The organism is Bacillus sp. 1NLA3E (assembly GCF_000242895.2).
Taxonomy (GTDB): Bacteria; Bacillota; Bacilli; order Bacillales; family Cytobacillaceae; genus Bacillus_BU.
Genome location: NC_021171.1, coordinates 2,684,315 through 2,710,398, shown reverse-complemented (window position 1 = coordinate 2,710,398; position 26,084 = coordinate 2,684,315). Strand labels below are relative to the sequence as shown.

26 protein-coding genes and 1 riboswitch are annotated in these 26,084 nt (G+C 38.8%); of the genes, 18 read left to right on the top strand and 8 right to left on the bottom strand.

From position 1 onward, the window contains the following. Positions 1-153 precede the first annotated feature (153 nt). The gene (locus tag B1NLA3E_RS12825; RefSeq protein WP_015594261.1) at positions 154-2,172 is read right to left on the bottom strand and encodes a sigma-54-dependent Fis family transcriptional regulator; all 2,019 of its coding nucleotides are present in this window, start codon (positions 2,170-2,172) and stop codon (positions 154-156) included. 275 nt (positions 2,173-2,447) lie between these two features. On the opposite strand from B1NLA3E_RS12825, the gene B1NLA3E_RS12820 reads away from it, so the two are divergent. From B1NLA3E_RS12820 to B1NLA3E_RS12795, 6 genes are all read left to right on the top strand, one after another. Next, a complete protein-coding gene (locus tag B1NLA3E_RS12820) occupies positions 2,448-4,595 on the top strand; it encodes a hydantoinase/oxoprolinase family protein (RefSeq protein WP_041580508.1) in 2,148 nt (715 codons plus the stop codon). A 20-nt stretch (positions 4,596-4,615) separates the two neighbouring features. After that, positions 4,616-6,886, top strand: a complete 2,271-nt coding sequence (locus B1NLA3E_RS12815; RefSeq protein WP_015594259.1) for a hydantoinase B/oxoprolinase family protein — start codon at positions 4,616-4,618, stop codon at positions 6,884-6,886. Positions 6,887-6,913: 27 nt separating this feature from the next. Next, positions 6,914-7,414 (top strand): acetone carboxylase subunit gamma, encoded by a 501-nt coding sequence (locus B1NLA3E_RS12810; RefSeq protein ID WP_015594258.1) that lies wholly within the window; start codon positions 6,914-6,916, stop codon positions 7,412-7,414. Between the two features lie 277 nt (positions 7,415-7,691). Beyond that, complete coding sequence (locus B1NLA3E_RS12805) at positions 7,692-9,374, top strand: DEAD/DEAH box helicase (RefSeq protein WP_083935098.1); 1,683 nt, start codon at positions 7,692-7,694, stop codon at positions 9,372-9,374. A gap of 119 nt (positions 9,375-9,493) precedes the next feature. Beyond that, positions 9,494-9,572: riboswitch (glycine riboswitch) on the top strand. Between the two features lie 281 nt (positions 9,573-9,853). Then, on the top strand, positions 9,854-10,129 hold the full coding sequence (locus B1NLA3E_RS12800) for an ACT domain-containing protein (protein ID WP_015594256.1): 276 nt from the start codon (positions 9,854-9,856) through the stop codon (positions 10,127-10,129). Positions 10,130-10,143: 14 nt separating this feature from the next. Then, a complete protein-coding gene (locus B1NLA3E_RS12795; RefSeq protein WP_015594255.1) occupies positions 10,144-11,505 on the top strand; it encodes a PFL family protein in 1,362 nt (453 codons plus the stop codon). A gap of 259 nt (positions 11,506-11,764) precedes the next feature. Here the strand turns inward: B1NLA3E_RS12795 and B1NLA3E_RS12790 are convergent, their stop codons facing one another. Together B1NLA3E_RS12790 and B1NLA3E_RS12785 are read right to left on the bottom strand one after the other, a co-directional pair. After that, positions 11,765-11,962 carry a YwbE family protein gene (locus tag B1NLA3E_RS12790; RefSeq protein ID WP_015594254.1) on the bottom strand — a complete coding sequence of 66 codons (198 nt, stop codon included), beginning with the start codon at positions 11,960-11,962 and terminating at the stop codon, positions 11,765-11,767. Beyond that, complete coding sequence (locus B1NLA3E_RS12785) at positions 11,962-12,165, bottom strand: hypothetical protein (protein WP_015594253.1); 204 nt, start codon at positions 12,163-12,165, stop codon at positions 11,962-11,964. The genes B1NLA3E_RS12790 and B1NLA3E_RS12785 overlap by 1 nt, the downstream gene beginning before the upstream one ends. 230 nt (positions 12,166-12,395) lie before the next feature. Here B1NLA3E_RS12785 and B1NLA3E_RS12780 point away from each other — a divergent pair, with 230 nt between their 5' ends. From B1NLA3E_RS12780 to B1NLA3E_RS12760, 5 genes are all read left to right on the top strand, one after another. Beyond that, on the top strand, positions 12,396-13,001 hold the full coding sequence (locus tag B1NLA3E_RS12780) for a DedA family protein (protein ID WP_015594252.1): 606 nt from the start codon (positions 12,396-12,398) through the stop codon (positions 12,999-13,001). 148 nt (positions 13,002-13,149) lie between these two features. Then, positions 13,150-13,680 (top strand): sigma-70 family RNA polymerase sigma factor, encoded by a 531-nt coding sequence (locus B1NLA3E_RS12775; RefSeq protein WP_015594251.1) that lies wholly within the window; start codon positions 13,150-13,152, stop codon positions 13,678-13,680. Between the two features lies 1 nt (position 13,681). Continuing rightward, positions 13,682-14,188: an anti-sigma factor family protein gene (locus B1NLA3E_RS12770; RefSeq protein WP_015594250.1), complete on the top strand. Its 507-nt coding sequence runs from the start codon at positions 13,682-13,684 to the stop codon at positions 14,186-14,188. 13 nt (positions 14,189-14,201) lie between these two features. Next, the gene (locus B1NLA3E_RS12765) at positions 14,202-15,056 is read left to right on the top strand and encodes a hypothetical protein (protein WP_051120153.1); all 855 of its coding nucleotides are present in this window, start codon (positions 14,202-14,204) and stop codon (positions 15,054-15,056) included. A gap of 43 nt (positions 15,057-15,099) precedes the next feature. Next, positions 15,100-16,263: an MFS transporter gene (locus B1NLA3E_RS12760; RefSeq protein WP_015594248.1), complete on the top strand. Its 1,164-nt coding sequence runs from the start codon at positions 15,100-15,102 to the stop codon at positions 16,261-16,263. 69 nt (positions 16,264-16,332) lie between these two features. On the opposite strand, the gene B1NLA3E_RS12755 is transcribed toward B1NLA3E_RS12760, so the two are convergent. From B1NLA3E_RS12755 to B1NLA3E_RS12745, 3 genes are read right to left on the bottom strand one after another with little or no spacing between them, the layout of a single operon-like run. After that, a complete protein-coding gene (locus tag B1NLA3E_RS12755; RefSeq protein ID WP_015594247.1) occupies positions 16,333-16,731 on the bottom strand; it encodes a GtrA family protein in 399 nt (132 codons plus the stop codon). Continuing rightward, positions 16,732-17,742, bottom strand: a complete 1,011-nt coding sequence (locus tag B1NLA3E_RS12750) for a glycosyltransferase family 2 protein (RefSeq protein ID WP_015594246.1) — start codon at positions 17,740-17,742, stop codon at positions 16,732-16,734. It lies immediately after the preceding gene. Positions 17,743-17,763: 21 nt separating this feature from the next. Further along, positions 17,764-19,452, bottom strand: a complete 1,689-nt coding sequence (locus B1NLA3E_RS12745; protein ID WP_015594245.1) for a DUF6044 family protein — start codon at positions 19,450-19,452, stop codon at positions 17,764-17,766. 278 nt (positions 19,453-19,730) lie between these two features. On the opposite strand from B1NLA3E_RS12745, the gene B1NLA3E_RS12740 reads away from it, so the two are divergent. From B1NLA3E_RS12740 to B1NLA3E_RS12715, 6 genes are all read left to right on the top strand, one after another. Next, positions 19,731-20,231, top strand: coding sequence for a CarD family transcriptional regulator (locus tag B1NLA3E_RS12740; protein WP_015594244.1), 501 nt, complete (start codon positions 19,731-19,733; stop codon positions 20,229-20,231). A 236-nt stretch (positions 20,232-20,467) separates the two neighbouring features. Continuing rightward, positions 20,468-20,911, top strand: coding sequence for a GNAT family N-acetyltransferase (locus tag B1NLA3E_RS12735; RefSeq protein WP_015594243.1), 444 nt, complete (start codon positions 20,468-20,470; stop codon positions 20,909-20,911). A gap of 89 nt (positions 20,912-21,000) precedes the next feature. Next, complete coding sequence (locus tag B1NLA3E_RS12730) at positions 21,001-21,420, top strand: hypothetical protein (RefSeq protein ID WP_015594242.1); 420 nt, start codon at positions 21,001-21,003, stop codon at positions 21,418-21,420. Positions 21,421-21,620: 200 nt separating this feature from the next. Next, the gene (locus tag B1NLA3E_RS12725; RefSeq protein ID WP_015594241.1) at positions 21,621-21,995 is read left to right on the top strand and encodes a hypothetical protein; all 375 of its coding nucleotides are present in this window, start codon (positions 21,621-21,623) and stop codon (positions 21,993-21,995) included. Between the two features lie 142 nt (positions 21,996-22,137). After that, positions 22,138-22,911: an NAD-dependent protein deacylase gene (locus B1NLA3E_RS12720; protein ID WP_015594240.1), complete on the top strand. Its 774-nt coding sequence runs from the start codon at positions 22,138-22,140 to the stop codon at positions 22,909-22,911. A gap of 140 nt (positions 22,912-23,051) precedes the next feature. Beyond that, entirely contained in the window at positions 23,052-23,906 is an 855-nt protein-coding gene (locus B1NLA3E_RS12715; RefSeq protein ID WP_015594239.1) for a pentapeptide repeat-containing protein, read from the top strand. A 59-nt stretch (positions 23,907-23,965) separates the two neighbouring features. Here the strand turns inward: B1NLA3E_RS12715 and B1NLA3E_RS12710 are convergent, their stop codons facing one another. Then, on the bottom strand, positions 23,966-24,655 hold the full coding sequence (locus tag B1NLA3E_RS12710) for a YetF domain-containing protein (protein WP_015594238.1): 690 nt from the start codon (positions 24,653-24,655) through the stop codon (positions 23,966-23,968). A 91-nt stretch (positions 24,656-24,746) separates the two neighbouring features. After that, positions 24,747-25,025 carry a DUF1292 domain-containing protein gene (locus B1NLA3E_RS12705; RefSeq protein WP_015594237.1) on the bottom strand — a complete coding sequence of 93 codons (279 nt, stop codon included), beginning with the start codon at positions 25,023-25,025 and terminating at the stop codon, positions 24,747-24,749. 501 nt (positions 25,026-25,526) lie between these two features. Here B1NLA3E_RS12705 and B1NLA3E_RS12700 point away from each other — a divergent pair. Continuing rightward, positions 25,527-25,985, top strand: a complete 459-nt coding sequence (locus tag B1NLA3E_RS12700; protein ID WP_015594236.1) for an SRPBCC family protein — start codon at positions 25,527-25,529, stop codon at positions 25,983-25,985. Positions 25,986-26,084 lie beyond the last annotated feature (99 nt).

Below are 26,084 nucleotides of genomic sequence, written 5' to 3'. Positions count from 1 at the left end.
AAATCAACTCAATGGAAAATTCAAAACCAGAGTAGGTAAGCTCGAACAACTTTTATTTAACAATGATAATTATAATGAAAGAGTTTTAAGAACAAATGAACAGGATATTAAATATTTGTAACGAAATGAAGTCGAACTATTACAAGCGTGCTCTTAATAAACACTTCCCTTTTCTAAACTTCTATTTTGGACTAACTGATATTTTTTCAGCCTTCTATAAAGAGTAGATCTGGCAATATTCAATCTTTTTGCAACAGCTGATAAGTTCCAGTTAGTTTCCTCCAAAAGGCGTATGAGCACTTTCTGCTCTTCATCATGGATTAACGATAGTTTTGGCTTCTGATTTGTACTTGAGTTACTTATCCCATACTCAATTAAGTATGCAGGTAAGTCTTCAAAGGTAATGAGGGAAGAATCGCTGAAAATGACGGCATGTTCCAACACATTTTGTAACTCTCTAATGTTACCAGGCCAGGGATACTCTAAAAAATATTTAAAGATATCTTCTGATAGTGAAAGCTGCTCTTTCTCGTATTTATTGGTTAATTGCTTTAAAAAATATTCGACTATCAAAGTAAGGTCATCTTTTCGTTCACGAAGAGGAGGAATATTGACACTTACCACATTAAGCCTGAAAAATAAATCCTGGCGAAAAAGCCCTTTGTTACAAAGGTCGTATAAATTCTTATTCGTAGCTGCAATGATTCTTACGTTCACTGAAATCGGTTTGGAGGAGCCAATTCTTGTAATTTCTTTTTCTTGCAGGACTCTTAGAAGGTGTACTTGTAATTCAAGTGGCATCTCCCCAATTTCATCTAAAAATAAGGTTCCTCCATGTGCTTCTTCAAATTTCCCCTTTTTCCCTTCCTTTGAAGCACCTGTGAAAGCTCCTCTATCATAACCAAATAATTCGCTTCCAATCAGTTCCTTTTGGATGGCTCCGCAGTTGATTGCTAAAAAAGGTTGATCGCATCTGTGACTTGATTTATGTATAGACTGAGCGATTTTCTCTTTTCCAGTACCACTTTCCCCCAAAAGCAATATCGGTACGTTTGACATAGCGGCTTTTTGGCATTTGTACAATGTATCTAAGAATCCCTCTGAAACTCCAATTACATCCTCCCACGATCCATCCTTTAATCTAAGACGAGATGTAGAGCGGAGTGCTTTTTTGTTTTTATCAATAAATATCACCCGATATCCAACAAGGTTTTCCATATAATGGAGTTTTTCGATTGAGTGAACTTGGAAATCACCAATATTGATTTCAATGGCTGGATAAACTTCATCTTTTCCAGGCAGGGCCTGATTTAGTTCATTTATTAAAGAATGGAAACTTAGATTTAATCGCAAATCTGTACCAGGTGTAAGTTTGAAATACCTAGCTAATAATTCACTACTTTTTACAGTGAAAAAGGTATGGTTAAGAACAAGAACATGATCTTTTTTCCATTTATTTACAGATTGGAAAAAAGATTCGGTTAAATAGTAATTAACCTTCATATAAATCTCAGCGAATTGTTTTTCTATTATTTGGGCGAGAGATACCGCTAATCCTAATGTATGAGGCTGGGCGTTGCCCCAAAATCCCGTAAAATCTACCGCTCCAATCATTTCTTTTGTAAAGGGGTGAGTGATTGGTGCGGATGAACATGTCCATGGGTGACAGCCTAGACAAAAATGTTCTGCAGAGAATATTTGAATGGGAGTCCTAGTAGCAAGACTTGTTCCAATTGCGTTTGTCCCGGCGCTCTTTTCGCTCCAGTCCATACCCGGTATAAAATTCATTTTCTCGGCTTCCCGCCACTCCTGTTTTTCACCTTTTAAATAAATAATATAACCGTTACGGTTTGTTAGGGTGATGAGATATCCAGTTCCAAACATCTTTTGATAAAAATCATCAATAATTGGCTTCGAAATTTTGTAGAGTTCTGATTTTTCTAATACCTGTTTCAACCCCATATCTGTTAAAAATGTATTTGTTTGGAGTTGACTAGGATTAACGTTGATTTCCTGACAACGCTTCCATGATTCTAAAACATTTTTTCTTATTTTATTAGGGCTGACCTCCCCCCACGCTTTTGAAACAAAATTCTCCCATAAAGTTGCTAATTCCCTAGTTCTATCAGGTAAATTTCGGGTTGAGAAGATAGATATAAAATTGTTTCCCATCACTGCCCCCTTAATAATTATTAGAATATTAAGAATATTATATCATCATCGGTTAAAAGGGAAATCGGACGATTATCCTTTTATTACTCTTTTAGAGTGTTTCATGATTCAATTGTCGCGCTACAGTTGTTGCGATTCGCTCCATGTCTTTGTTTAATCTTTTAGAATTCCTTTTAAACTTAACGTTTTTAAAGGTTCAAGACTTGGCACAGAAATTGCATTATAAATTTGTGTAAATGTTTAAAAGTTTCTGATGAAAGAAAGGGGAGAAAAGTATGGACACAATGACAACTAGGAAAGCACAAATACTTGCCATCGATGCTGGAGGGACGATGACAGATACCTTCATTATTGATGATAATGGTGATTTCGTTGTTGGAAAAGCGCAATCAACACCTGAAGACGAATCAATTGGCCTTCTTAACTCAGCTCGGGATGCACTTACATACTGGGAGACAACAGTAGAAGCTGAATTTCCAAAGTTACTGGCTGGTGTTTACTCCGGTACGGCTATGCTAAATCGTCTTGTCTCAAGAAAGGGACGTAAGGTTGGATTAATTGTCAATAAAGGGATGGAAGACTTCCACCGTATGGGTCGCGCAATCCAAGCATACCTCGGCTATTCCTATTCAGACCGTTTACACTTAAACACACATCGCTATGATCCGCCGCTGGTTCCGAGGGAATTAACAAAAGGTATTACTGAAAGGGTCGATATTTTTGGAAACGTTGTCATTCCGCTTTATGAGCATGAAGTAGAAGGAGCAGTTCAAGAATTATTGGAACAGAATGTTGAGGCAATCGTTATCAGCCTGCTTCATTCTTATAAATATCCTGCACACGAACGAAAAATTAGAGATATTGCCATTGCTACGTTGAAAAAGGCAGGGAAGGATATTCCTACTTTTGCATCGGTTGATTATTACCCAGTAAGAAAAGAGACTCATCGGACAAATACAACGATTATCGAAGCCTATGCCGCTGACCCGTCCCGCGAGACGCTGAATAAAATCGACGATATGCTAAGGGAACATGGTACGACCTTTGACCTAAGAGTCATGGCAAGCCACGGAGGAACAATTAGCACCCAGGCAAATGAGTTGGCTCGAACGCTGGTTTCAGGGCCGATTGGCGGTGTGGTTGGAGCAAAATATCTTGGCGAAGCTCTTGGTATTCCAAATATAGCTTGTTCAGATATCGGGGGTACTAGTTTTGATATGGCACTTATTACCCAGGGTGATTTAAGTATAAATACGAGTCCTGACATGGCTAGATTAGTATTATCATTACCACTTGTTGCCATGGATACAGTTGGTGCAGGGGCTGGGAGTTACGTTAGAATCGATCCGAACTTTAAGTCTTTAACGCTTGGGCCTGATAGTGCCGGATCAAAAGTGGGTGTCTGCTACCCTGAAGGTGGCGTAGAAACTGTTACGGTCTCGGACTGTCATGTTGTTCTCGGTTTGATCAACCCCGATAATTTCCTCGGTGGGGAGGTAAAACTTGACCCAGTACGTGCCTATGAAGCAGTAAAAAAACAAATCGCCGACCCACTTGGGTTAAGTATTGAAGATGCGGCCTATGGTGTAATCGACTTGCTAGAGAGCCAATTACGTAACTACTTAGAGTCAATGATTTTAGGGAAAGGTTATTCCCCTTCACAATATGTTTGTTTTTCTTACGGTGGAGGAGGTCCGCTTCACACTGCAGGCTATACAAAGGGTCTTGGTTTTGAAGAAGTGTTAGTCCCCGCTTGGGCAGCTGGATTTTCTGCGTTTGGTTGTGGTGCAGCAGACTTTGAATATCGCTACGATAAGACTCTCGATATCAATGTGGACCAAATTGCAGGAGATGACATTAAGCTAATGGCCGGCAAAGAATTGCAAGGTGCATGGGATGAGTTGATGGAAAAAGTAGCAGCAGAATTTGAAAAAAATAAGTTTGATAGAAAAGATGTTGATTTTAGACTTTATTTCCGCATGCAATACCAGGGTCAATTGAATGACCTAGAAATAGAAGCGCCAATTAAATCCTTTAAAAGTGTTCTTGATTGGGAAAATCTTGTAGAAGCTTTTGAGGATACTTACACGAGAATTTATGCGAAAGCCGCAAAATCACCAGAGCTGGGGTACAGTATTACCGGTGCCATCATTCGGGGTATTGTGGATGTCGCAAAACCGCGAATTCCTGAAGAACCACTGCTAGGAGAAAAACCGGCAGGAGATGCATTCCTTGGAAAGCGAAACGTTTATTGGAAAGGCGAATGGATTAAGGCAAATATTTGGGAGATGGAAAAACTAAATCCTGGTAACAAGATTGGGGCATTTTCAATTCTCGAATCTCCTGCGACTACCTTTGTCATTCCACCAGGTTTTGAAGCTTATCTTGATGAACATAGAATTTTCCATTTAAAAGAATTTTAAGGATAAAGGGGGGTTTTTGTATGAATCGAACTGAAAAGGGTCTACAAAGCCAGAAAAATATAGGCTGGGATGGGAAAACACTTCAGCAAATGCGCACTGAAGTCGATGAAGTTAGTCGAGAAACTGGACATTATGCCGGGTTAAGAACATTACCATTAAAAGAAACCGATCCGATTCGCTACGAAAAAATCTTCTCAAAATTGCGGGGCGGGGTCGTACATGCACGGGAAACAGCAAAAAAGGTTGCAGCATCTCCAATTGTTGAGCAGGAAGGAGAATTATGCTTCACTCTTTATACACCAGAAGCTGATTCCGTTGTAACTTCCACTGGAATTATCATTCACGTTGGGACGATGGGTTCAGCGATAAAATACATGATAAAAAATGATTATGAATCAAACCCGGGAATTGAGGACGGAGATATTTTCTGTAACAATGACTGTCAAATTGGCAATGTTCATCCTTGTGATGTCCATACCATCGTTCCAATTTTTCACAATGAAGAGGTTATTGGATGGGTCGGTGGGGTAACCCATGTAATCGATGTGGGAGCAACAGCGCCAGGTAGTATGACAGTGGGCCCAGTTTCTCGTTATGACGACGGCTACCAAGTGGCCTGTCGTAAGATTGGGAAAAGCGATACGTTATTAAAGGATTGGGTCATTGAAAGCCAACGCTCTGTTCGGACTACTAAGTATTGGTTATTAGATGAACGGACACGTATTGCAGGGTGTCACATGATTCGAGACCTTGTGCTAAATATTGTCAAAGAGGAAGGAATCGATACTTATAAACATTTTATTAGAGAAGTCATTGAGGACGGACGCCGCGGTTTTGTTAATCAGGTAAAAAGCATGTTGATTCCTGGAAAATACCGCCAAGTTTCCTTTGTTGACGTTCCTTACAAAGATTTGGATGTTCCACCCTACGCTAGAGTGAACACAATCATGCATGCACCGACCGAGATGACCGTCCATAAGGATGGTAAGTTCCAAATAAATTTTGAAGGGGTTAACAGATGGGGGTGGCATAGCTATAACGCTACACCTGTTGCGATTACGAGTGGAATCTGGGTAATGATGTCCCAAACCTTAATCCCAAATGACCGGGTAAATGACGGGGCACTCTACGCGAGCCATTTTGATCTCCCATATGGCTCTTGGCTGAACCCAGACGATATTAGGACAGCACATAGCTATGCATGGCATTTCCTGGTCTCGGCATGGAGCCCGTTATGGCGGGCACTTAGCCGAAACTATTTCGCACGTGGTTATCTCGAGGAGGTAAACGCAGGTAATGCCAACACCTCTAACTGGCTCCAAGGGGGCGGTGTGAACCAGTTCGGCGAAAATCACGCCGTGAATAGTTTTGAATCAGCAGCTGAAGGAATTGGAGCAAGTGCGGTTCGAGACGGTATTAGCCATGCAGCTGCGATCTGGAACCCAGAAGGTGATATGGGTGATATGGAAATTTGGGAGCTGGCGGAGCCCCTCTTATATCTAGGACGTAGCATTAAACCAAACACGGCTGGTTACGGAAAATATCGTGGTGGAAGTGGATACGAAACATTACGAATGGTTTACGGTGCGAAGGATTGGACGATGTTCTTTATGGGCAACGGCTACATGTCGAGTGACTGTGGACTAATGGGTGGTTATCCAGCCGCATCAGGCTATCGCTTTGAAGCACATGGAACAAATTTGAAGGATCGTATTGACAAGAAACTACCAATCCCGACTGGTGGAGACACTGATCCTGATAATCCGGAATATGAGCAATTAGTTGATGCTACAGAGATTATTCGTGATAAACAATCGATTACAACCGAAACGATATTTGAAAACTATGATCTGTATTTGAACTACCTTCGTGGGGGTCCAGGATTCGGGGATCCACTTGAGCGTAGCCCAAAAAGCATCGAAGAAGATTTGAATGACGGCCATCTTCTTCCGCGTTTTGCTGAGAAGGTATATGGAGCGGTGATCAACGAGTCACAAAAGGGTAATTTTATCGTTGATGAAAAAGCGACTGAGGAACGCCGTAATCAAATTAAAAGAGCACGGTTGAAACGTGGTGTTCCAGTTTCTGAGTGGATGAAACAAGAGCGCCAAACGATTATTAACAAAGAAGCAGCAGTCCAAGTACGACATATGTATGCAAGCAGTTTTGCCTTAAGCGAAACCTTTGCTGCGGAGTTTAAAGAATTCTGGGATTTACCAAAAGAATGGAAAATGACGGAAGCTGAGTTAGGTGTACCTATATTTGGAGCAAAAATTAACCATAATCAATAATTATACTAAATGGGGTGGGGTGAAAACATGACACAATATGATCGCAAAACGATTGAAGAATTAATAGATGGGACGATCGATTTCTATAAGCTAAAAGAAATGCTCTCAAGCTTTAAAGATGCTGACCGCTTTGAAAAATATGTCAGCATACTCCAAGAAAGAGTTGCGTGGAAGGACCCAATTTTGCTCCCGGCTGGACTTCATTTATATATTGTTCAGAAGGCGAACGGGGACCGAATCGTAAAATGTGACTGTGGCCATGAGTTCTGTCAGGCAAGCGACAATTGGAAGCTTCATTCTCTTATCAATGTTCGCGATACTCAAGAAAAACTTTCGGACCTTTATCCGAAAATGCTGGCTCCAGATCCAGAGTGGCAAGTAATTCGAGAGTACTATTGTCCGGAATGTGCCGCTCAGCTTGAGGTGGAAGCAGTTACACCTTGGTATCCAATCTTGAAGGATTTTGAACCAGATATCGATACGTTTTATACTGAGTGGTTAAAAAAACCACTTCCGGTCGCAAAATAATTTTATGGATGGAATGGGCGACAGCGTTTAGCTGTCGTCCATTTTTGTGGTGCAAGAAGCTTTAAATAATCATACGCTGTTTGTTGATACTATTAGGGGTGACTAGTACTCTATACGAGACTCCCCCACTGTTTTTTTGAAAAAGAAGAGGTGGACAAGAATAAATATTTCTTAGCATCAAAAGAATATTTGCTATTTCGTTGATAAACACTCAATATTAATACGATAAGTTCTTATCAGTATGGTGATACGTAAAAGAAGAAAGTAGGGATTATGTTTGCCTGATTTTTTATCAATGGGTATATCAGAAATGTTAGTGGAAAAATTACAGGAATCTGGTGTTGTCACACCGACTCCAATACAAGAACAAGCTATTCCTTATGTCATGAAAGGAAACGATATTATTGCTCAAGCACAAACTGGGACAGGTAAAACATTTGCGTTTATTTTGCCAATCCTCGAGCACTTAGATCCTGAAGCATCACATGTTCAGGCACTCATCGTAACTCCAACAAGAGAATTAGCCTTGCAAATTACCGGTGAGTTTAAAAAACTAATCAATGATTTACCAGGAATAGATGTGTTGGCTGTTTATGGGGGGCAAGATGTTGATAAACAGTTAAAAAAATTGAAGAAAAATGTTCAAATTGTTGTCAGCACACCGGGACGATTATTAGATCACATAAGAAGAGGAACTGTTAACTTATCGGAAATCTCCTCTCTTGTCCTTGATGAAGCAGATCAAATGCTACAAATTGGCTTTTTGAACGAAGTAGAGGAAATCATTGATCAAACACCAGCAAGTCGACAAACCATGTTATTCTCTGCGACAATGCCTCCTGAAATTAGGACCCTTGCTCGCAAACATATGCGGGAACCAAAATATATCCAAGTAGAAAAAACACAGGGACCCGCTCAAACGGTTAATCAATTGGCGATTCATACTGTGGACAGAGCCAAACAAGCAACGCTGATCGGACTAATTGAAGCACATCGACCATTCTTAGCTGTTATTTTTTGCCGAACGAAACGAAGAGTAAGCAAGCTTTATGAAGCACTTAGATCACATGGGTATAAATGCGATGAGTTACATGGAGATCTGTCACAAGCTAAAAGAGAACAGGTTATGAAACGATTTAGAGATGCTGAGGTGCAATTGCTGATTGCTACAGATGTTGCTGCTAGAGGGCTTGATGTTGAAGGGGTTACCCATGTATACAACTATGATATTCCTCTTGATTCAGAAAGCTATATTCACCGAATTGGTAGAACAGGTAGAGCAGGTATGACCGGCATGGCAATCACATTATATGCTTCTAAGGATCGCCCGCTTCTTGATTTGATCGAAAAAGAACTCAATTTATCAATTGAAAAACAAAATCTTGGTAATATGGAAAAGACAGATGATGAAACTGTGGATCGTCCGAATCGCTCTTCCTCAAGCCAAATGGAGAGACGGGGCAATCGAAAGGGAAGATCAGGACGTACTGAAGGTCCCCGAAGACAAGGAGATAAGCGTAGTAATAAGTTTGAGGATCCTAACATCACAAGAGATCGAAGAGGTAATTTGTTAAAAGATTCACGAAGCAGAACAGAAGTTAAAGGTAAAAAGTCCGAGGTTCCACGCCAACCAAGAGACCGAAATGAAGTTAGGTCCGAAGGCGCGCGTCCAGCAAGAAATCGAAATGAAGGTGCCCGTCCACAGAGGAGCCGGAACGAAGCCAAGTCTGCTGATTCCCGTCCACAGAGAAGCCGGAACGAAGTCAAGTCTGCTGATTCCCGTCCACAGAGGAGCCGGAACGAGGTCAAGTCTGCTGATTCCCGTCCACAGAGGAGTCGGAACGAGGTCAAGTCTGCTGGTTCCAGTCCATCAAGAGGCCGAAATGAGGTAAAGTCTCAGATTTCTCGCCCTTCAAAAAAGCGGAATGATTTTAAGTCTCAAGGACCTAATAATAGATAAATATTAAATTTTGTAATAAATTCTAAATCCTCTATTGACGTGTCCATAAATAATTGATAGTATCACTTTATTATTTAAATATATCGAAAGCGATGAATGTTATGGGTAACACTATTACAGGAGCAGCTTCTGGAGAGACCGCCAATTGCGTGGCGCCGAAGGATTCACAATCTCAGGCAAAAGGACAGAAGAGTAACTAATACATATTTTTGTATGTTATTCTACTACCTACCAAGATTGGAGAAATCCAATCTTTTTTTTATTGTGTTAAAGCTCAATGTTGATTTTTTGCACAAAGTTGATTGTAGTGGAAGGCACGAAGACTCCTGCGGGAGCAGCGGGACAGGTGAGACCCCACAGGCGCTTAAGCGCCGAGGAGGCTCACCGCCCGCCCCGCGGAAAGCGAAGTGACTGGAGCGGAAATCAACAGCCTAGTTTAACAGAGCTATTTTTTTAAAAATACTAATGAGGTGAAAATCATGAACAAAAGACGTGCAGTTGTAAGTGTAGTTGGAAAAGATCAAGTGGGCATTATCGCCAAGGTGACCAACATCCTGTCAGAGAATAGCATCAACATTCTTGATATTAGCCAGACGATACTACAGGACTTTTTTACAATGATGATGATTGTAGATGTATCTGGAACTGAAAATTTAGATGTTTTACAAAAACATTTTGATGAAGTTAGTGAGGAACTTAGCCTTAAAATAAATATACAGCTTGAAGAAATTTTCCAAGCCATGCACCGGATTTAAAGGGGGATTAACAAATGAATATTGCTATTCAAGAAATGATGGAAACGATCCGCATGGTCCAAATGGAAAACTTGGACATTCGGACCGTAACAATGGGGATTAATCTTCATGATTGTGCTGACTCTGATTTTGAAAAAATGAATGACCGAGTCTACGATAAAATAGTGAACTATGCTAGTCGGTTAAAAGAAGTAGCCGAAGAAGTTGAAAAAGAGTTCGGGATTCCAATCATCAATAAACGCATTTCGATCACTCCCATTGCCGAAATTCTTGGTAATGCAACTAAAGACCAAGCAATCATATTAGCAAAAACGCTAGATCGAGCAGCCGTAATACTAGGAATTGATTTTATCGGAGGATATTCTGCTCTCGTACATAAAGGAATTGCAAAAGGGGACCAAACCTTGCTCGATGCATTACCAGAGGCATTAAGTGTAACCGAGCGAGTATGTGCGTCTGTTTCAGTTGCTACAACAAGAACAGGTATTAATATGGATGCAGTTAGTAAACTTGGTGTGATTATTAAAGAAGCGGCCGAACGTACAAAAGACCAAAATGGTCTAGCCTGCGCAAAGCTTGTGGTGTTTTGTAATCCTGTGGAGGACAACCCATTTATGGCTGGTGCTTTTCACGGATCAGGTGAAGGGGAAGTTGTTCTTAATGTTGGCGTAAGCGGTCCAGGCGTTGTCTTGAATGCACTTAAACGTCATCCTGAGGCGGACCTTGGCGAAGTATCAGAAGTCATCAAGAAAACAGCTTTTAAAATTACTCGTGCTGGTGAATTAATTGGTCGAGTGGTAGCGGAGCGACTTGGTGTTCCATTTGGAATTATGGATTTGTCGCTTGCACCAACTAATGCGATAAACGACAGTGTTGCTGAAATTCTTGAAGAAATCGGTCTCGAGCGTGTGGGTACACATGGAACAATTGCCGCACTCGCCCTTATGAATGACGCCGTGAAAAAGGGTGGGGCTATGGCTAGTTCATACGTCGGTGGCCTAAGTGGCGCGTTCATCCCCGTTAGTGAAGATAACGGAATGATTCGTGGTATTCTCGATAAATCATTAACACTTTCCAAATTAGAAGCGATGACATGCGTCTGCTCGGTCGGTCTCGATATGATAGCCATTACAGGAGATGTAACTCCATCTACCTTATCAGCGATCATTGCCGATGAAGCAGCAATTGGGATGATTAACAAAAAGACAACCGCAGTTCGGGTTATCCCTGTCCCGGGTAAAATAGAAGGGGATTTAGTAGAATTCGGTGGGTTACTAGGCCGTGCACCAGTAATGGGTGTCAATCCATTCAGCTCAGAAAAATTTATCCGTCGAGGCGGTCGAATACCGGCTCCATTGCAGGCATTAATTAATTAATACACAAAAAAGCATTCGAGGTGAATTCCTTGAATGCTTTTTTATATCAAGGGGCTGTTAAACTAGAATGTTGATTTCCGCTCCAGGCGCTTCGCTTTCCGCGGGGCGGGCGGTGAGCCTCCTCGGCGCTTAAGCGCCTGCGGGGTCTCACCTTTCCCGCTGCTCCCGCAGGAGTCTTCGCGCCTTCCACTCCAATCAACATGGTGCAAAAAATCAACATTGATCTTTAACCCGGCCTATAGTAATATTTGGGACAATCTTATTTCCCGCGTATTATCTGGACTCGTCCAACTTGTCCATCCGTTAGTCTTACTTTTATTCCATGGGGGTGTGTACTAGAGTTGGTTAGAATATCTTTCACTACACCACTCGTTAGTTTGCCGGTTTTTTGATCTGATTTTAAGACAATTTCAACGGCAGTCCCAGGAGTAATGTCTTTTCTATTTTGTCCGTTCATTATACACCCGTTCTTCTAGCCTGGTTATTTGCCTTTTTTGTTTGTTGGCTTTTCAATTTTTTGGTTGCGGTGGATCCATTCGAGAAAGATTTGTTATTTGATGTTTGATTTTTCTTATTTTCAAGCTGTTGTTTAATTGCTTCTTGTAGGCTCATTTTCTTTTTTGGTGTTTCGGTTTGATCTTGCTGATTGGAATCAGTCATAATTCATCCTCCTATGTATTGTGGTATATCAATTATAAACTATTGTCCCACATTTAAGTGATTTCCATATCTTTTTACAATAAAAAGTATCGACCATGATTATATTTTAAACGATTGGATAATGCAAATTTCTAAATTGAATTTCAATAGTTTGATATAATTAGGTTATATAGTTCTGGAATATTTAGGTAATAACACAAGGTAAGTAATAATAATTTTGGAGGCGTACCATGGAAAGCTGGATTACCCATTTCATGGAACAATTTGGATATTTGGGTATATTTTTATTAATGTTCTTAGAAAATGTCTTTCCGCCGATTCCTTCGGAGTTAATTCTAACGTTCGGAGGATTTATGACCACTTATTCAGATATGAACATCTTAGGAGTCATTTTTGCTGCAACAGGTGGTTCTGTTTTAGGAGCGGTCATTTTGTATGGGGTCGGATTGCTTATTGATGTTGAGAGATTGTTGAAAATCATTGATAAATGGGGAAAGTATCTTAGAATCAAGCAGAAAGATATTCTCAAAGCAGATGATTGGTTTGATAGACGTGGCTACTGGACCGTTCTTTTTTGCCGGATGATTCCATTGGTAAGAAGTATAATCTCCATTCCAGCAGGGATGTCGAATATGAAATTTCTACTCTTTTTGTTTTTTACCACGGTTGGGACCTTAATTTGGAATTTAATCCTTGTTACTGCTGGTGCTTTGTTAGGGAAGTCATGGGACAAGGTTCTATATTATATGGGTATTTATTCGAATATCATTTACTGCATTTTAGGTGTCCTCGTCTTTGTGTATTTGATAATTACCTTTAAAAAAAAGAGAAAGTAATTATTTTTAAATAATTAAGATCAGAGAAAAATTCACAAAAATTTTATAACGAACGAACAATTAGCAAAAAATTGAGGTCTTTTTATACAGATTGACCTAGATACCTTTTCAATTTGTTGTTTCGTTGGTACGGGAGGGCTCATAAAGTGTGGATGAATTACTGTATCAATTAATTATAGAAGCAAAACGTGGAAACGAAGAAGCCTTCTCATCACTGGTCACCCGCTACAAAAGGCAAGTGTTTCGCCATGCTTTTGCGATGGTAAATGATCGCATGGAAGCAGAAGATATTTCACAAGAAGCCTTTGTAAAAGCTTACTTCTCGATTTCAAAATTAAATAATGAATATGGGTTTGTTTCTTGGCTAACCCGGATCGTCTCAAATTTATGTTATGACAGGATAAAGAAAAAGGAAAAAACCGTACCGTTTGGGAATGGTGAAAAAGACCTATTATTAAGTACGTATTCTTCTCATAATCAATCCCAAATGAGGATGACGTTACAGGAAGCTATGCAAGAGCTTTCAGTAGAATATCGGACTGTTCTGGTATTAAGGGAGGTAGAAGGGTACTCCTATAATGAAATGGCTGAAATCCTTCATATTCCCCTTGGAACGGTAAAATCTCGATTAAGTGCAGCAAGGGAATTATTAAAAAAAGAACTGGTAAGGGGGGACTGAAATGCATGACCATGTTAAATCATTATTATCTGCTTATGTTGACGACGAACTTGATTCGGAAGAAACTTCAATAATCGATCATCATGTTGCACTTTGTGAGGAGTGTAAACATGAATTGGATCATCTAATGTTCATGAAAAAGGAAATCATGGCACTATTTCATTTTGTAGAGGCACCTGATGAACAGTTTGAACAGTCTGTCATGAAGGAAATAGCTGATCTTTCCTGGAAGAAACGCAACGTGTTTCGACCGCTTCTTTTGGGAAGTACTTTTGCAATTGCATTCATATTTGGGGTTGTTTTCCTTAAAATGGGACATTTCCTATTTATCGGTATGAAGCTAGCTACTGCTTTTGTAAAAATGGCTCTCAGTGTAGTCCATGCATTAGTTGCAATTAGCTCTTCGATCCCATCTATATTTGGGGTATTCATCATTACTTCCCTAATAATTATTGCCATTTCAGGTTGGTCAATCCGCTATTTGCTTGAAACAAATACAACAGGGTAAGGAGTTGAGAGTTTTGAAAGTAGCGCGATTATATTGTGTTTTTACGATTATTTTAATCTTTTTTATTGTTGCTCCCCCTGCTATGGCGAAGGAAAACCATATATTAGCCAAGAAGCAGACTACGATACCAGAGCAACAAAGTGTTGAAAGCGTAATCGTCGTTGGGAACGATGTTGTGATTAAAGGTTCAGTGACGATTGCAGTAATCGTTGTGAATGGAAATTTGAAGATTAATAACAAAGCACATATCAAAGGACCGGTTGTTGTCATTGGAGGGGATGTAGAACAACAAAAAGGTGCTCGGGTAACTGAACAAGTGTTGTCCTTAAATCTAAACAATGAGACGAAAAATAGTCTATTTCTTGGATGGTCGCTATTTTTGGGAAGCTGGCTCCTAAAGGTTGCTGGGAGTATTCTGCTCATAACCATTACAGTATTATCTGGGGTAATTTTTAAGAAGAGGATAAAGAGTGCAACCGGGTATTTGAAAGTTCAGCCTGGAAAGTTGGTTCTTACAGGTGCAGTTGCCTTTCTGGGAATCTGTGCATTCATTACATTGTTATCGATAACGATTATTGGCATTCCGATTGTGGTTATTTTACTGTTAGGAGTCCTCATCTCTTTTTTCATGGGGATGGCGACCATCAGCAAATTTTTAGTAGACAGAATGGCAAGTATGTCTGAAAAGCCTGAGTGGCTTTTGTTACTAACAGCTGCATTTGTCCTAGTTTCGTTCATGAATTTCCCCTTATTAGGAGGGCTAGTGAGTCTAATGATCATTTGGCTGTCTCTCGGTTTTTCTGTAAAGCGCACCTATGACTTTATCTCAAATTTAAAAAATAGAAAACAACTCAATAACAATAAGTAGCTCAAGGTTAAAAAGCATTCAAAAAAAGCACGAGGGGGAGAATATGAGAAACCTAAAAATTGTGGCGATGGTTAGTTTTTTTACTGATTTAGGAACCTACATGGTTTATCCGCTTGTCCCACTGTTTCTAGTTTCGGTGGGAACCACACCATTGATTATTGGAGTGATCGAAGGGGTTGCCGAGAGTATTACCAGTATATTAAAGTTTGTAACTGGCTATTTTTCCGATCGCATGAAAAATAGAAAAAGGCTTGCTATATATGGGTACGGTTTTTCGGCAGTTGGAAGACTTTTACTCATTTTCTCCCAGTCATGGGTTGGGGTTTCTCTTTGGCGAATAGCTGACAGGGTAGGTAAAGGGATTCGGACTGCTCCTCGTGATGCGTTAATTATTGAAGCAGGGGGGAAGGAGAACCATGGTCGATCTTTTGGAATTCAACAAACGATGGATATGCTTGGGTCTGCAATTGGGGTGGCTGTTGCTTTTGGTTTAATTTTCATCGGAGGTAAGCAATATTCAACCGTCTTTCTATATTCTATTATTCCTGTCTTGATTGGATTTCTCTTATTGTTTTTTATCAAAGATCCTAAAGGAATCACTTTAAGTCATACAAAATCATTCCGATTAAACCTGCGAGGTTTAGATAAACAGCTCAAGCAGCTGTTACTCGTCATCCTTTTGTTTACGATTGCCAATTCCTCTAACCAGTTCCTAATTCTTCGTGCATCAGATATTGGGATAACTACGGATAAGATTCTTCTTTTATATTTAGTCTACCACCTGTCCACGTCTATTCTTTCATACCCTATCGGATTTTTATCAGATAAAATAGGACGAAAAAACTTGCTTGTTGGGGGTTATATATTATATGGCTTCATCTATTTAGCCTTTGCCATGATTCACTCTGCAAGATGGATCTGGTTATTGTTTGCTTTGTATGGAATATATACAGGAATGACCAAAGGGGTGGAAAAAGCGTTAGTTGCTGATTGTGCACCAAGTCATCTAAAAGGGACTTTGATGGGATTGTACGCAATGATTACGGGTATAGGTTTACTGCCAGCTTCTGTATTAACCGGATTTATCTGGGACCATTTTGGTGCTGCATCATCGTTTTATTTTAACGGGGCGTTGGCATTAGTAAGTGCGGGGTTTATTTATTTAGTACTATCAAGGAAAACGGAGAGAACTGCTCCAGTAAATTAATACAATCAGTTCTAATTTAAGGAGCCACTAGGAATTTAATACCCCCGTGGCTCCTTTTTTAGGATTGATTTATTTAGAAAATACAAAGACTTTTTGACCAAAATAATTGGAAATTGTGTAAAGGCCTGTACCAAACAATACCGCAATATCGGTTTTAAACGAACTAGAAATAAAGGAAACTTGATCCAATGCCCAGTTTGTAAATTGTTTACCTAAATAATACGATATAAAATAGCAAACTAAGATGACGATCATAAACCGGAGAGCGCTCTTACCGACAGGAGCGTTGCTCTTAAAGGTAAAAGTTTTGTTAAGAAAATAACTGACTACCGCCCCAATGGAATTACCAATAAAGGTAGAAAGCCAGTAACTCAGCCCGGCAGCATGAAGAAGGATGTACATGCTAGAAAGCCCAACCATAGTATTGACCAGGCCAACGATTAAAAATCGAAAAAAAGGATGGAGCAATTAATTCACTCCTTTTTTGGGTTTAAATTGAGAAGTAAATACTTGATGCTTTTGATTACGGACCATGACTTCGGTTTCAACTGTATAACGTGGACGACGTTTGACTTCTTCATATATTTTACCAATATATTCTCCAATAAGTCCAACACTCATTAAGAGTAATCCTCCGATAAGCCACAATGAGGTCATGATTGACGTCCAGCCTGATTCGGTATGTCCCATGAGTTTTTCAATGAGTGCATAACTACCAGCAGCCCCACTAATAAAAAAGGCCAGGAACCCAATTAAGGTAATAAACCGAATCGGGCTCACACTAAAGGAGGTAATCCCGTCAAAGGCAAAAGATAGCATTTTTTTCAAAGGGTATTTTGATTCACCCGCAAAACGTTCCTTGCGGTCATATAAAACCTGGGTGGTATTAAAACCAAGTAGTGGAACAATTCCTCGTAAAAACATATTTGTTTCACTAAATCTGGAAAGCTCTTCAAGGGCTCTTTTGCTCATTAACCGGAAATCGGCATGATTATAGACTAAATTAATTCCGATCTTTTGCATGAAACGGTAAAAGGACTGTGCGGTTGCTCGTTTAAAGACTGTATCATTATCCCGACTTTGCCGTACTCCATAGACAATCTCGAAACCCTGCCAGAATTGGACCACAAATTCGCGAATAACCGAAATGTCATCTTGAAGGTCTGCATCAATCGAAACGACGCAGTCAGCATTTTCCTTGGCAGATTCAAGTCCTGCTATTAACGCTTTTTGATGTCCAAAATTACGAGCCAATTTTAAGCCTGAAACATATGGATTTCTTGTGCTCTCCAATTGGATGAGTTCCCAGGTTTTGTCGCGGCTACCATCATCAACAAAAAGTAGGTAGCTTTCAGTTGAGACCAATTTTTCTTTTATTAATGAAGAAAGACATTCGGTTAACTGGCTTGCAGTTTCGCTAAAGACTTCCTCCTCGTTATAACAGGGAACAACAATTGATAAGATAGGTTGTTGTTGCATTTTACTCACTCCTCAAAATGTTTATCTTACTTCGTATAAGTATATCTTCCAGGCTGATTCACGGTTGTCGAAAGACCTGAGAAATTGAAGGTGATTGGCTTTCGCATTTATTATTGGAACAGAGGAAAAAATATAGCGACCCCCTAATTTTTTGAAGGCTTCTGTATTTAAGTCCAAGTGCCTAATTTTCTTAGTTGAATTTTTTCTAAAATCATATTTTTTTCCGAGTTCATCCACAAAAATATAAACCCGATTGCCCCAGTGATCATAATAGTCTTTTAGCTTGTTATTTTTATCTAATTCGTTGGCGATGATTTTTCTAAATTGGTACTTGTACTTTAGTGGATAATAGTTATTGTACGTATCAAGCGTATAAAATCCATTATATTGAGCGATTGCTGGGTGAAGCCCGATGCTAGCCACTCGATACGATTGTTGTGGCTTGCCTATATATTTGTTTATTTCTTGAAACTGCTTTTCCGCATAAAACTCTTTAAAGGATGGATAATCTACGATTCGATAGCGGATTTCCTCATTAAATCCAGTTAAAAACAATACTTGAAGAATCATTGAAATGATGATCATTCGTTTCCAATGTTTTTTCATGTCCCAAAGGATGGACAAAGCAAGAGCGAAGCCAACATATATGACCAGGGGTCGTAAAAAATGAAAGCGAGCAAAATTAAAGGTGTTTAATAGATGGAATTTTTCCTTTAAAGGCTCCCAGCCCTTGTAAAACCAAAATGCATACCAAACGGACAACACGAAATTTATTAGTAATAGAAGCATAAACCTTTTTTCAGTTTTCCATTGTTTGTTCTTGATCAAAAGATACAGAACTAGGAATACTAAAGGCAGAATAATCATGGTGTGTAAGGTCATGACATGGGTATGACCTAAGGTGAAATTCTTAAAGACAAGTCTGATTGTATGCCAGAAGCTTAGTTTTGATGACAAAAATTCGTCTCGACTGGTTGGTCCTTCCCCAAAAACAAGAGAAGCAACAAGGCGATACTCTACTGCTAAATATAAGGATGTCATATAGGCAATACTGGTTAAAAAAATGATGTTCCATTTTTTTTTCACGATTAAATCTCTTAGCCAAAGCAGGCCCATGGCTACAAGAAAAAAGAAAAAGCCAAGCACAAAGCTAGAGTATAGAGGAAGAAGTGTTAGTACTAACCATTCCCTCCACGAAAAATCCCGCTTCCTTATATTTAAAAATGCCCAGAGTGCCAATGGATGCCCAAGTGTACTCAACATCCCTGAAGGCCAAAATGGAGTTAGGGCAAAAGCAAGAGCGACGCCAACTCGAATCAAATATTTCTCTTGATCTATTACAAAATGTTTTTTTAGTAATAAATACATGCCTAAGAAAGCCACGAATCTAGTTATTGATTGACTAAGTGCATAGGCCGTCATCGGTGAAAATAAGGAATGTAGCCAAACTATCCCACTGAGCTCTGTCCCAAATGCACTCCTAGGCAGTCCATTTATGATCTGAGGAATGGTGGAGTGAAGCGAGCCGAACAATTCACCACTGTTAATTAAAACCCTATACCAGGCAATGTTTGAATCCAGATTATCATGCACCCGAATATGGGCATTTTCGCCTAACAAAAACAGAGGCAAAAGATTGATTACAATCATTAATACTGAAATCAGAATAGCGAGGTTCTCGTTACTCTTCCAGTTTCTAACCGATAACATTTTAAACCACCAATCTTTAATATAATTTCCACTATGTAAAAAGACTTTATATTGGCTGAAAAGTTCGGTTAATCAAAAATAAATTCCTTTAATAATTTTTTGAAAAGGAAATTAACAAGGTGGACAACACTTTTTGTGGATTTTTTATCGGTCTGTAACTTTTAATAAAATAAATTAGGAGTTCCAATATAAATATATTGACATGAATATTTACTTAGTGATATTATAATAAATTTGATTAAAAATGATTTATGTGTTAATCTTATAAAGTAGCTAATATGGAGGTGGATGAACTGTTTAAAATCGGTGATAACATTGTATATCCAATGCATGGAGCAGGTGTCATAGAGGCCATTGAAGAAAAGGAAGTCCTTGGAGAAAAACGGCAGTATTTTGTGATTAAAATGCCAATCAATAATATGCAAGTGATGATTCCACAGGCTAAAATAGAAAATTCACGCATACGGATGGTTGTTGAGAAGCCGGTACTTGATAATGTTTTAAATGTTTTTCATCATGGAGAGTCTGATCGTTCCCTCACTTGGAAGGAAAGATACAAGTCCAACATGGAGAAAATGAAAACAGGCGAAATCCAAGAAGGTGCCGAAGTTGTTCGCGATTTAATGCGGATAAACAAAGAAAAGGCATTAAATACTAGCGAAAGACAAATGCTTGATAATGCACGGAGAATCTTTATTAGCGAATTAGGTTTAGTCAAAGGGATATCCGAAATTCAAGCTACAGATTTGTTAAATGTAGAAATAGCCTCTCAAGGCTGAAAATAGATACGTTAATCTTTTAAAAAAATAAGCTGAAAGGCTTTTTTTTTTTTGCATAAGGCTGTGTTAAAGCTTAATGTTGATTTTTTGCACAATGTTGATTGGAGTGGAAGGCGCGAAAACTTCTGCGGGAGTAGTGGGACAGGTGAGACCCCGCGTAGGTGCCATTTATTTGGCATTGAAAATGAGACTAAACCAAAGCCATATTCATGACTTTTTCGAAAGGAGCAGTTCCAATGACATTTTGGAAAGTAAATGGCTTTATCATTTCTACAAAAAAAGAATTATTAGACTACGACATGATATTTAATTTTTTAAGCAAGGAGTCTTATTGGGCGAAAGAGAGAACAAAGGAGACTGTTGAAAAATCAATAAAAAATTCTGCGCTTTGTTTTGGGATTTTTAAAGAGGATTCAAATGTGGTCAACCACCAAGTGGGATTTGCAAGAGTCATTTCTGATTTAGCAACATATGGTTATCTCTGTGATGTATTTGTCCTGCCAAGTTATCGAGGATTAGGACTTTCCAAATGGTTAATAGAAGTGATCACAAACCACCCAGAGCTTAAAGATATTCGGAGATTGTTATTGGCGACTAAAGATGCTCATTCTTTATACGCAAAATACGGTTTTGAGCCGTTAGATGCACCAGAAATGTTTATGCAAATTACCCGTAAATAATCGATCTAAACTACATAAACAAACAAGGTCCAATAGGCATTTTCCAATACACTGCATACGAATATAGAGTGAGTGGATTGGAGTGAGTGATGATGAGGGACCAAAATAAACGACAGAATGATAAAAATACTGAAAATAACAAACAGTTAATTCTTGAATTAGAAAAAAATGTGGCTATAGGGGTCTGGATAAAAGTAATTGGTCAAGTCATTGAAGTAATCAATTTGTCAAAAATTATGACACTAAGTGAAGAATTGAGTTCAGATTTTAATGAACGACAAGTTTTAACAGGGGTGTGGATTCAAACCATTGGGCAATTTATGGAAGGGATTGGGGTTACTAAGCAGGTCCTCACAAGCAATGAATTTCTAGACTTGGAAGGACAGAAAATAACGGTAACGGGCGATTGGCTGCAAGCACTTGGTATTGTTCTCGAAGCTAACGCAGGTTCAAAACTTGTAACAGAGGAGCAAGAAGAATTAATAGTCAAACGGCCATTTTTGCCCTAATTCCATAAATAGGATGCAGACCATAAGAAATGAGTGTTCGTTCATACTATTTGCATGAAAATAAATTTTTATTCCAATAAGGATCGTAAGTTAATTTGCAAGGGAAACACTATATTCCAGTATAATTTAAGCGCAGAATGTGAAAATTAGGACATGGAAGGAAATTCACTTCTGAACTCTAATGAAGGGTGTGCTTAATTTTGAACAATAAAAAATGGATGACTACTTTAATGAATCAAAGCAAAAAAATAAATATGTTTGGGAAAAAAAAGACGAATAAAGGAACCTTGTGGGCCTCTCTTATTGGTCTTGGTGTGAGTGCGGCGGCTTATAGTGTCGGCCGAAGCCAAAGTCAAAGCAAGAACCGGACAAATCCATTACAAAGTTTGATGAAAAATATCCAGCAAGGCAGTAAAAATATCTCTATCCCAAACATGGCAGGATTAACGGAGTTCTCCGAAGAGTTAAGTCCGAAAAAAGAGGATTCTAACCGAAGTTCAGAACAAAAAGACGAAGCAAATTTTTCAGAAACCATTCCAACCGAGGACCTATTAAATAACGATGAAAATCTTTAATATCATTGATTCTGGCTGCCGCATAGGCAGCCTTTGTTGATTGAAAGGACAACTATATACGTGGCAGAATTTTATGCTTGAAAACATTTTATTGTATGAGATGCTATAAGGAGCAAAAGGACTTTGATAGGAGTTGTTTTTAATGAAAGAAAAAGTTATTGAAGAATGTACTTCCATCATCCAAAATTCAACTAATATAGTGGTGTTAACAGGTGCTGGGATCAGTACAGAATCAGGAATACCTGATTTCCGATCCCGAACGGGGATTTATCAGGAAACACCTGAAGAACTTCTCTCAATCGATTATTTTTATGACCATCCAAAGAAGTTTTATCAGTTTGCGATGGAGAACTTACATCATCCAAGGGCTGTGCCAAATATCGGTCACGAGTTATTGGCGAAATGGGAAGAAAAATCTAAAATTACTCATCTGATTACCCAAAATATTGATGGATTACATCAAAAAGCTGGCAGTAAAAATGTGATTGAATTTCATGGGACAATGAAAACGTGTTCATGTATGAATTGTGGGAAGACCTATTTAGCAGAGGAAATGGTCAAAAGGATGAAGGAAAGTGATCATTTTTATGTTTGCAATCATTGTGAAACCCAAACCGAAGAACATCATTATATTAAACCAGATGTTGTTTTGTTTGGCGACTCAGGTCAGTGGTTTACCTATGATGGGTTTAAGACGATTACTGATATGATACATCGCGCGGATTGTCTGCTCGTGCTTGGATCTAGTTTAAAAGTTACTCCTTTTTCAACTTTTCCTCGAGATAGACAACCTGGGGTTCCGCTCATTATTGTTAACAAGGGGACAACGGCTTATGATTTAGAGCCAAATACATATGTGATTCAAAATTCGATCAGGGATACGTTGAAAAAAATAGATCTGAATTTGGAGGCCTGAGACTTGGGGGGAAATGAGAAGTGAGGGCGAAATCGTAAAGGTTTTGCTCTATTGTTTTTAAAACTATATTATTGTAGAGTTATAATTACTCTAAATCAAAAAAACTAAATAGTATTTTCTCATTAAAGGAAGTGTAAATATTGTCTAATCAATTAAAGAAAGATGACAATATTCTTAATAGCTTAAGGGCAGACTGTAAAAATTGTTTTGGTTTGTGCTGTGTTGCCTTGCCCTATGCAAAATCTGCTGATTTCGCTTACGATAAAGATGGTGGTACTCCTTGTCAAAACTTGCAAGCAGATTATAGCTGTCGTATTCATGATAACCTTAGACAAAAAGGGCTTCGGGGATGTGAAGTATATGAATGTTTTGGTGCAGGTCAAAAAGTTTCCCAAGTCACCTACAATGGAAATGATTGGCGTGATCATCCAGCCTTGGCTAAGGAAATGTTTGATGTATTTCCCATTATGCAACAATTTCACGAAATGCTATGTTATTTACATGAAGCACTTAGGTTAGCTGAGGCTCAATCTATTTATAAAGAACTGTTGGTTGCAATAGAAGAGACAGAAAATCTTACTCAACTAAGTCCAAAATTGATCATAGACATTAATGTACCATCTCAAAGAGTGATTGTTAATGATTTGCTTTTAAAAACAAGTGAATTAGTGCGTGCGAAAGTTAAAAATAAAAAACAGAATAAAATAGGTAGAGGTAGTAACCTTATCGGGGCAAAGCTGAGAGGAGTGGACCTTAGAGGTGCCAACTTAAGAGGCGCATTACTTATTGCAGCTGACCTGAGAGACTCCGATATGAGAGTAACTGATCTTATCGGTGCAGACTTAAGAGACGCAGATTTAAGTGGAGCTAATCTCACAGGAAGTATCTTTCTCACTCAAGCACAAATTAATTCGGCCAAGGGTGATAGTAATACTATATTACCACCGACTTTATGCCTCCCTAATCACTGGTTAAAGTATGGGGAAAATAAATAAATGCGGCACCTCTGAAAAAACAGAGGTGTTTTTGTCTTTTTTAAACGTCCTAATGGTTATTAAAAATCAAATCTCTTATCAACGTAGACGCTTCCGTCAGCTTGTAATTCGGCAAAAAAGACTTCTTTCATATTCTTAATTCCTTGATTTCTTAATTGAAGAACAAGCCAATCCTCTTGCAAATTAAGTTCTTTAAGATTTTTTAAAACAACTCTTCCGTCAACTACAAGCTCAGAGGGTAAGTATTTCCGTGGCACGACCGGAATTTTTGCATCTTTTTTGGTCACGGATTCTTGTTCTGCCTTTTTTAGGACGCTAAACTGTCCGTTTGGTTCAAGAATCGCATAATCAACCTCAGTTACTGAAAAGACATCCTTTGTTCTCAGCAGCATGCTAATATCGTCCATATTTAATTTATTGGAAGCCATTGCTTTTTCAAGAATTTTTCCGTTTTTAATGATAATGGTCGGCTCACCATCTAAAAGCACACGCGCTTTGGAGGATTTGAGACTAATTAATTCGATTGTTAAGGTTAAAATTGCCCAAAACGTTAGTCCGGTGACTCCGTCAATGAGTTTTATATCTCTGTGTACTACCATATCGCCAGCAATATTGCCTAGTGCGATTCCAGTTATGTATGTGAAAAATGTAATATTACTTAATTGTTTTTTTCCAAGGATCCTAGTTAAAAGCAATAATACAAAAAATCCGATTAAGGTTCTGATAAATGTTGTTGTAATAGTCTCCATGTTGATCCTCTTTGAAAAATTATTAGTATTTTAATGAAAAAAATGGAGGATTGATATTACTGGGGATGGAAAAAAGCAGGGGAGTTACCCCCTACTCAATGTTTCCTTCGGCATCTAAAATTTCATCAAATGCCACTGACACTTTTTCAAACTCTTCGTCACTTTCGATCGCCGCTAGTTCACCCTCAGCATCCACTTTCAAAAAGAAAATATCAATATCCTCATCGTCGTCACTTTGAATGTCTTCGACAAATCCGACTGCAACATACTCCGTTTCTTCTATTTCTATTACACCAAGGACTTCAACTTCCTGCTCCTGTCCCTCATGATCACTAATACTAAAGACTTCTCCTACTTCAACTTTATCCATTTAAATTCCCCTTCCTTTTCCATAGTTGGTAAGACCCAACAATCTATATTCTATCATCCCAAACAGGAGGAATTTCATACCATGAAAAAAATAATTATTTGGGAATTTTGTTCTAAAGTAACATTGAGGTCAAAAAGGCAATGATTTGATATTTAGACAAGTTCTGCGGGGTGTCAGGTAGGTAATTCGTAAAGTTATATAGAATTTATAATAGTAGTTTTTTTAAATAAAGGCTGTGTTAAAGCTCAATGTTGGTTTTTGGCACAATGTTGATTGGAGTGGAAGGCGCGAAGACTCCTGCGGGAGCAGCGGGACAGTTGAGACCCCACAGGCGCTTAAGCGCCGAGGAGGCTCAACGCCCGCCCCGCGGAAAGCGAAGCGCCTGGAGCGGAAATCAACATTCTAGTTTAACAGAGCCTAAATAAAAAGAGTCATTAAAAGGTTAGAAATAGGCAAAACTCGGATATTGAGTATAAATAGTGTTTCTGGGAGGTTCGGCAAATGAACAAGCTATTTGTAGACAAAACAATTGAAATTAATGCTCCAATTACAGTGGTTTGGGATACTATAACTAAGCCTGAATACACAGGTCAGTGGGCTCAAGAATTCTCAAGTGGTGGGCCACAGTTCCACATTGAATCAGATTGGACACTTGGAAGTCCAGTGTTATGGAAAGGAAAGGATGGAACAACCGTTGTTGAAGGAAATGTGACCGCTTCTGAGCCAAACAAACTATTACGTTTTACCGTATTTGATGTTAGAAGTGAAGAAAGACCATTAGTAACTGAAGAAGATGGCATAACCCTCAGACTTTCTATGGTGAATGGAAAGACAGAACTACATGTTTTGCAAGGTGATTTTTCTGTCATGTCAGAAGGAGAAAAGTACCGTGATGCAAGTGCAGAAATTTGGGACAAAGTTCTAATAAAAGTTAAAGAAATGGCAGAGAAGGAAGATTAACCGTGGTGGAAAATTTAGTATTAATTTGAGTTCAAAACTGAAAAAAATAAAGGATCTTTGTTGTTTTATACTACCAAAAGTTATAAAATCAGATAATAC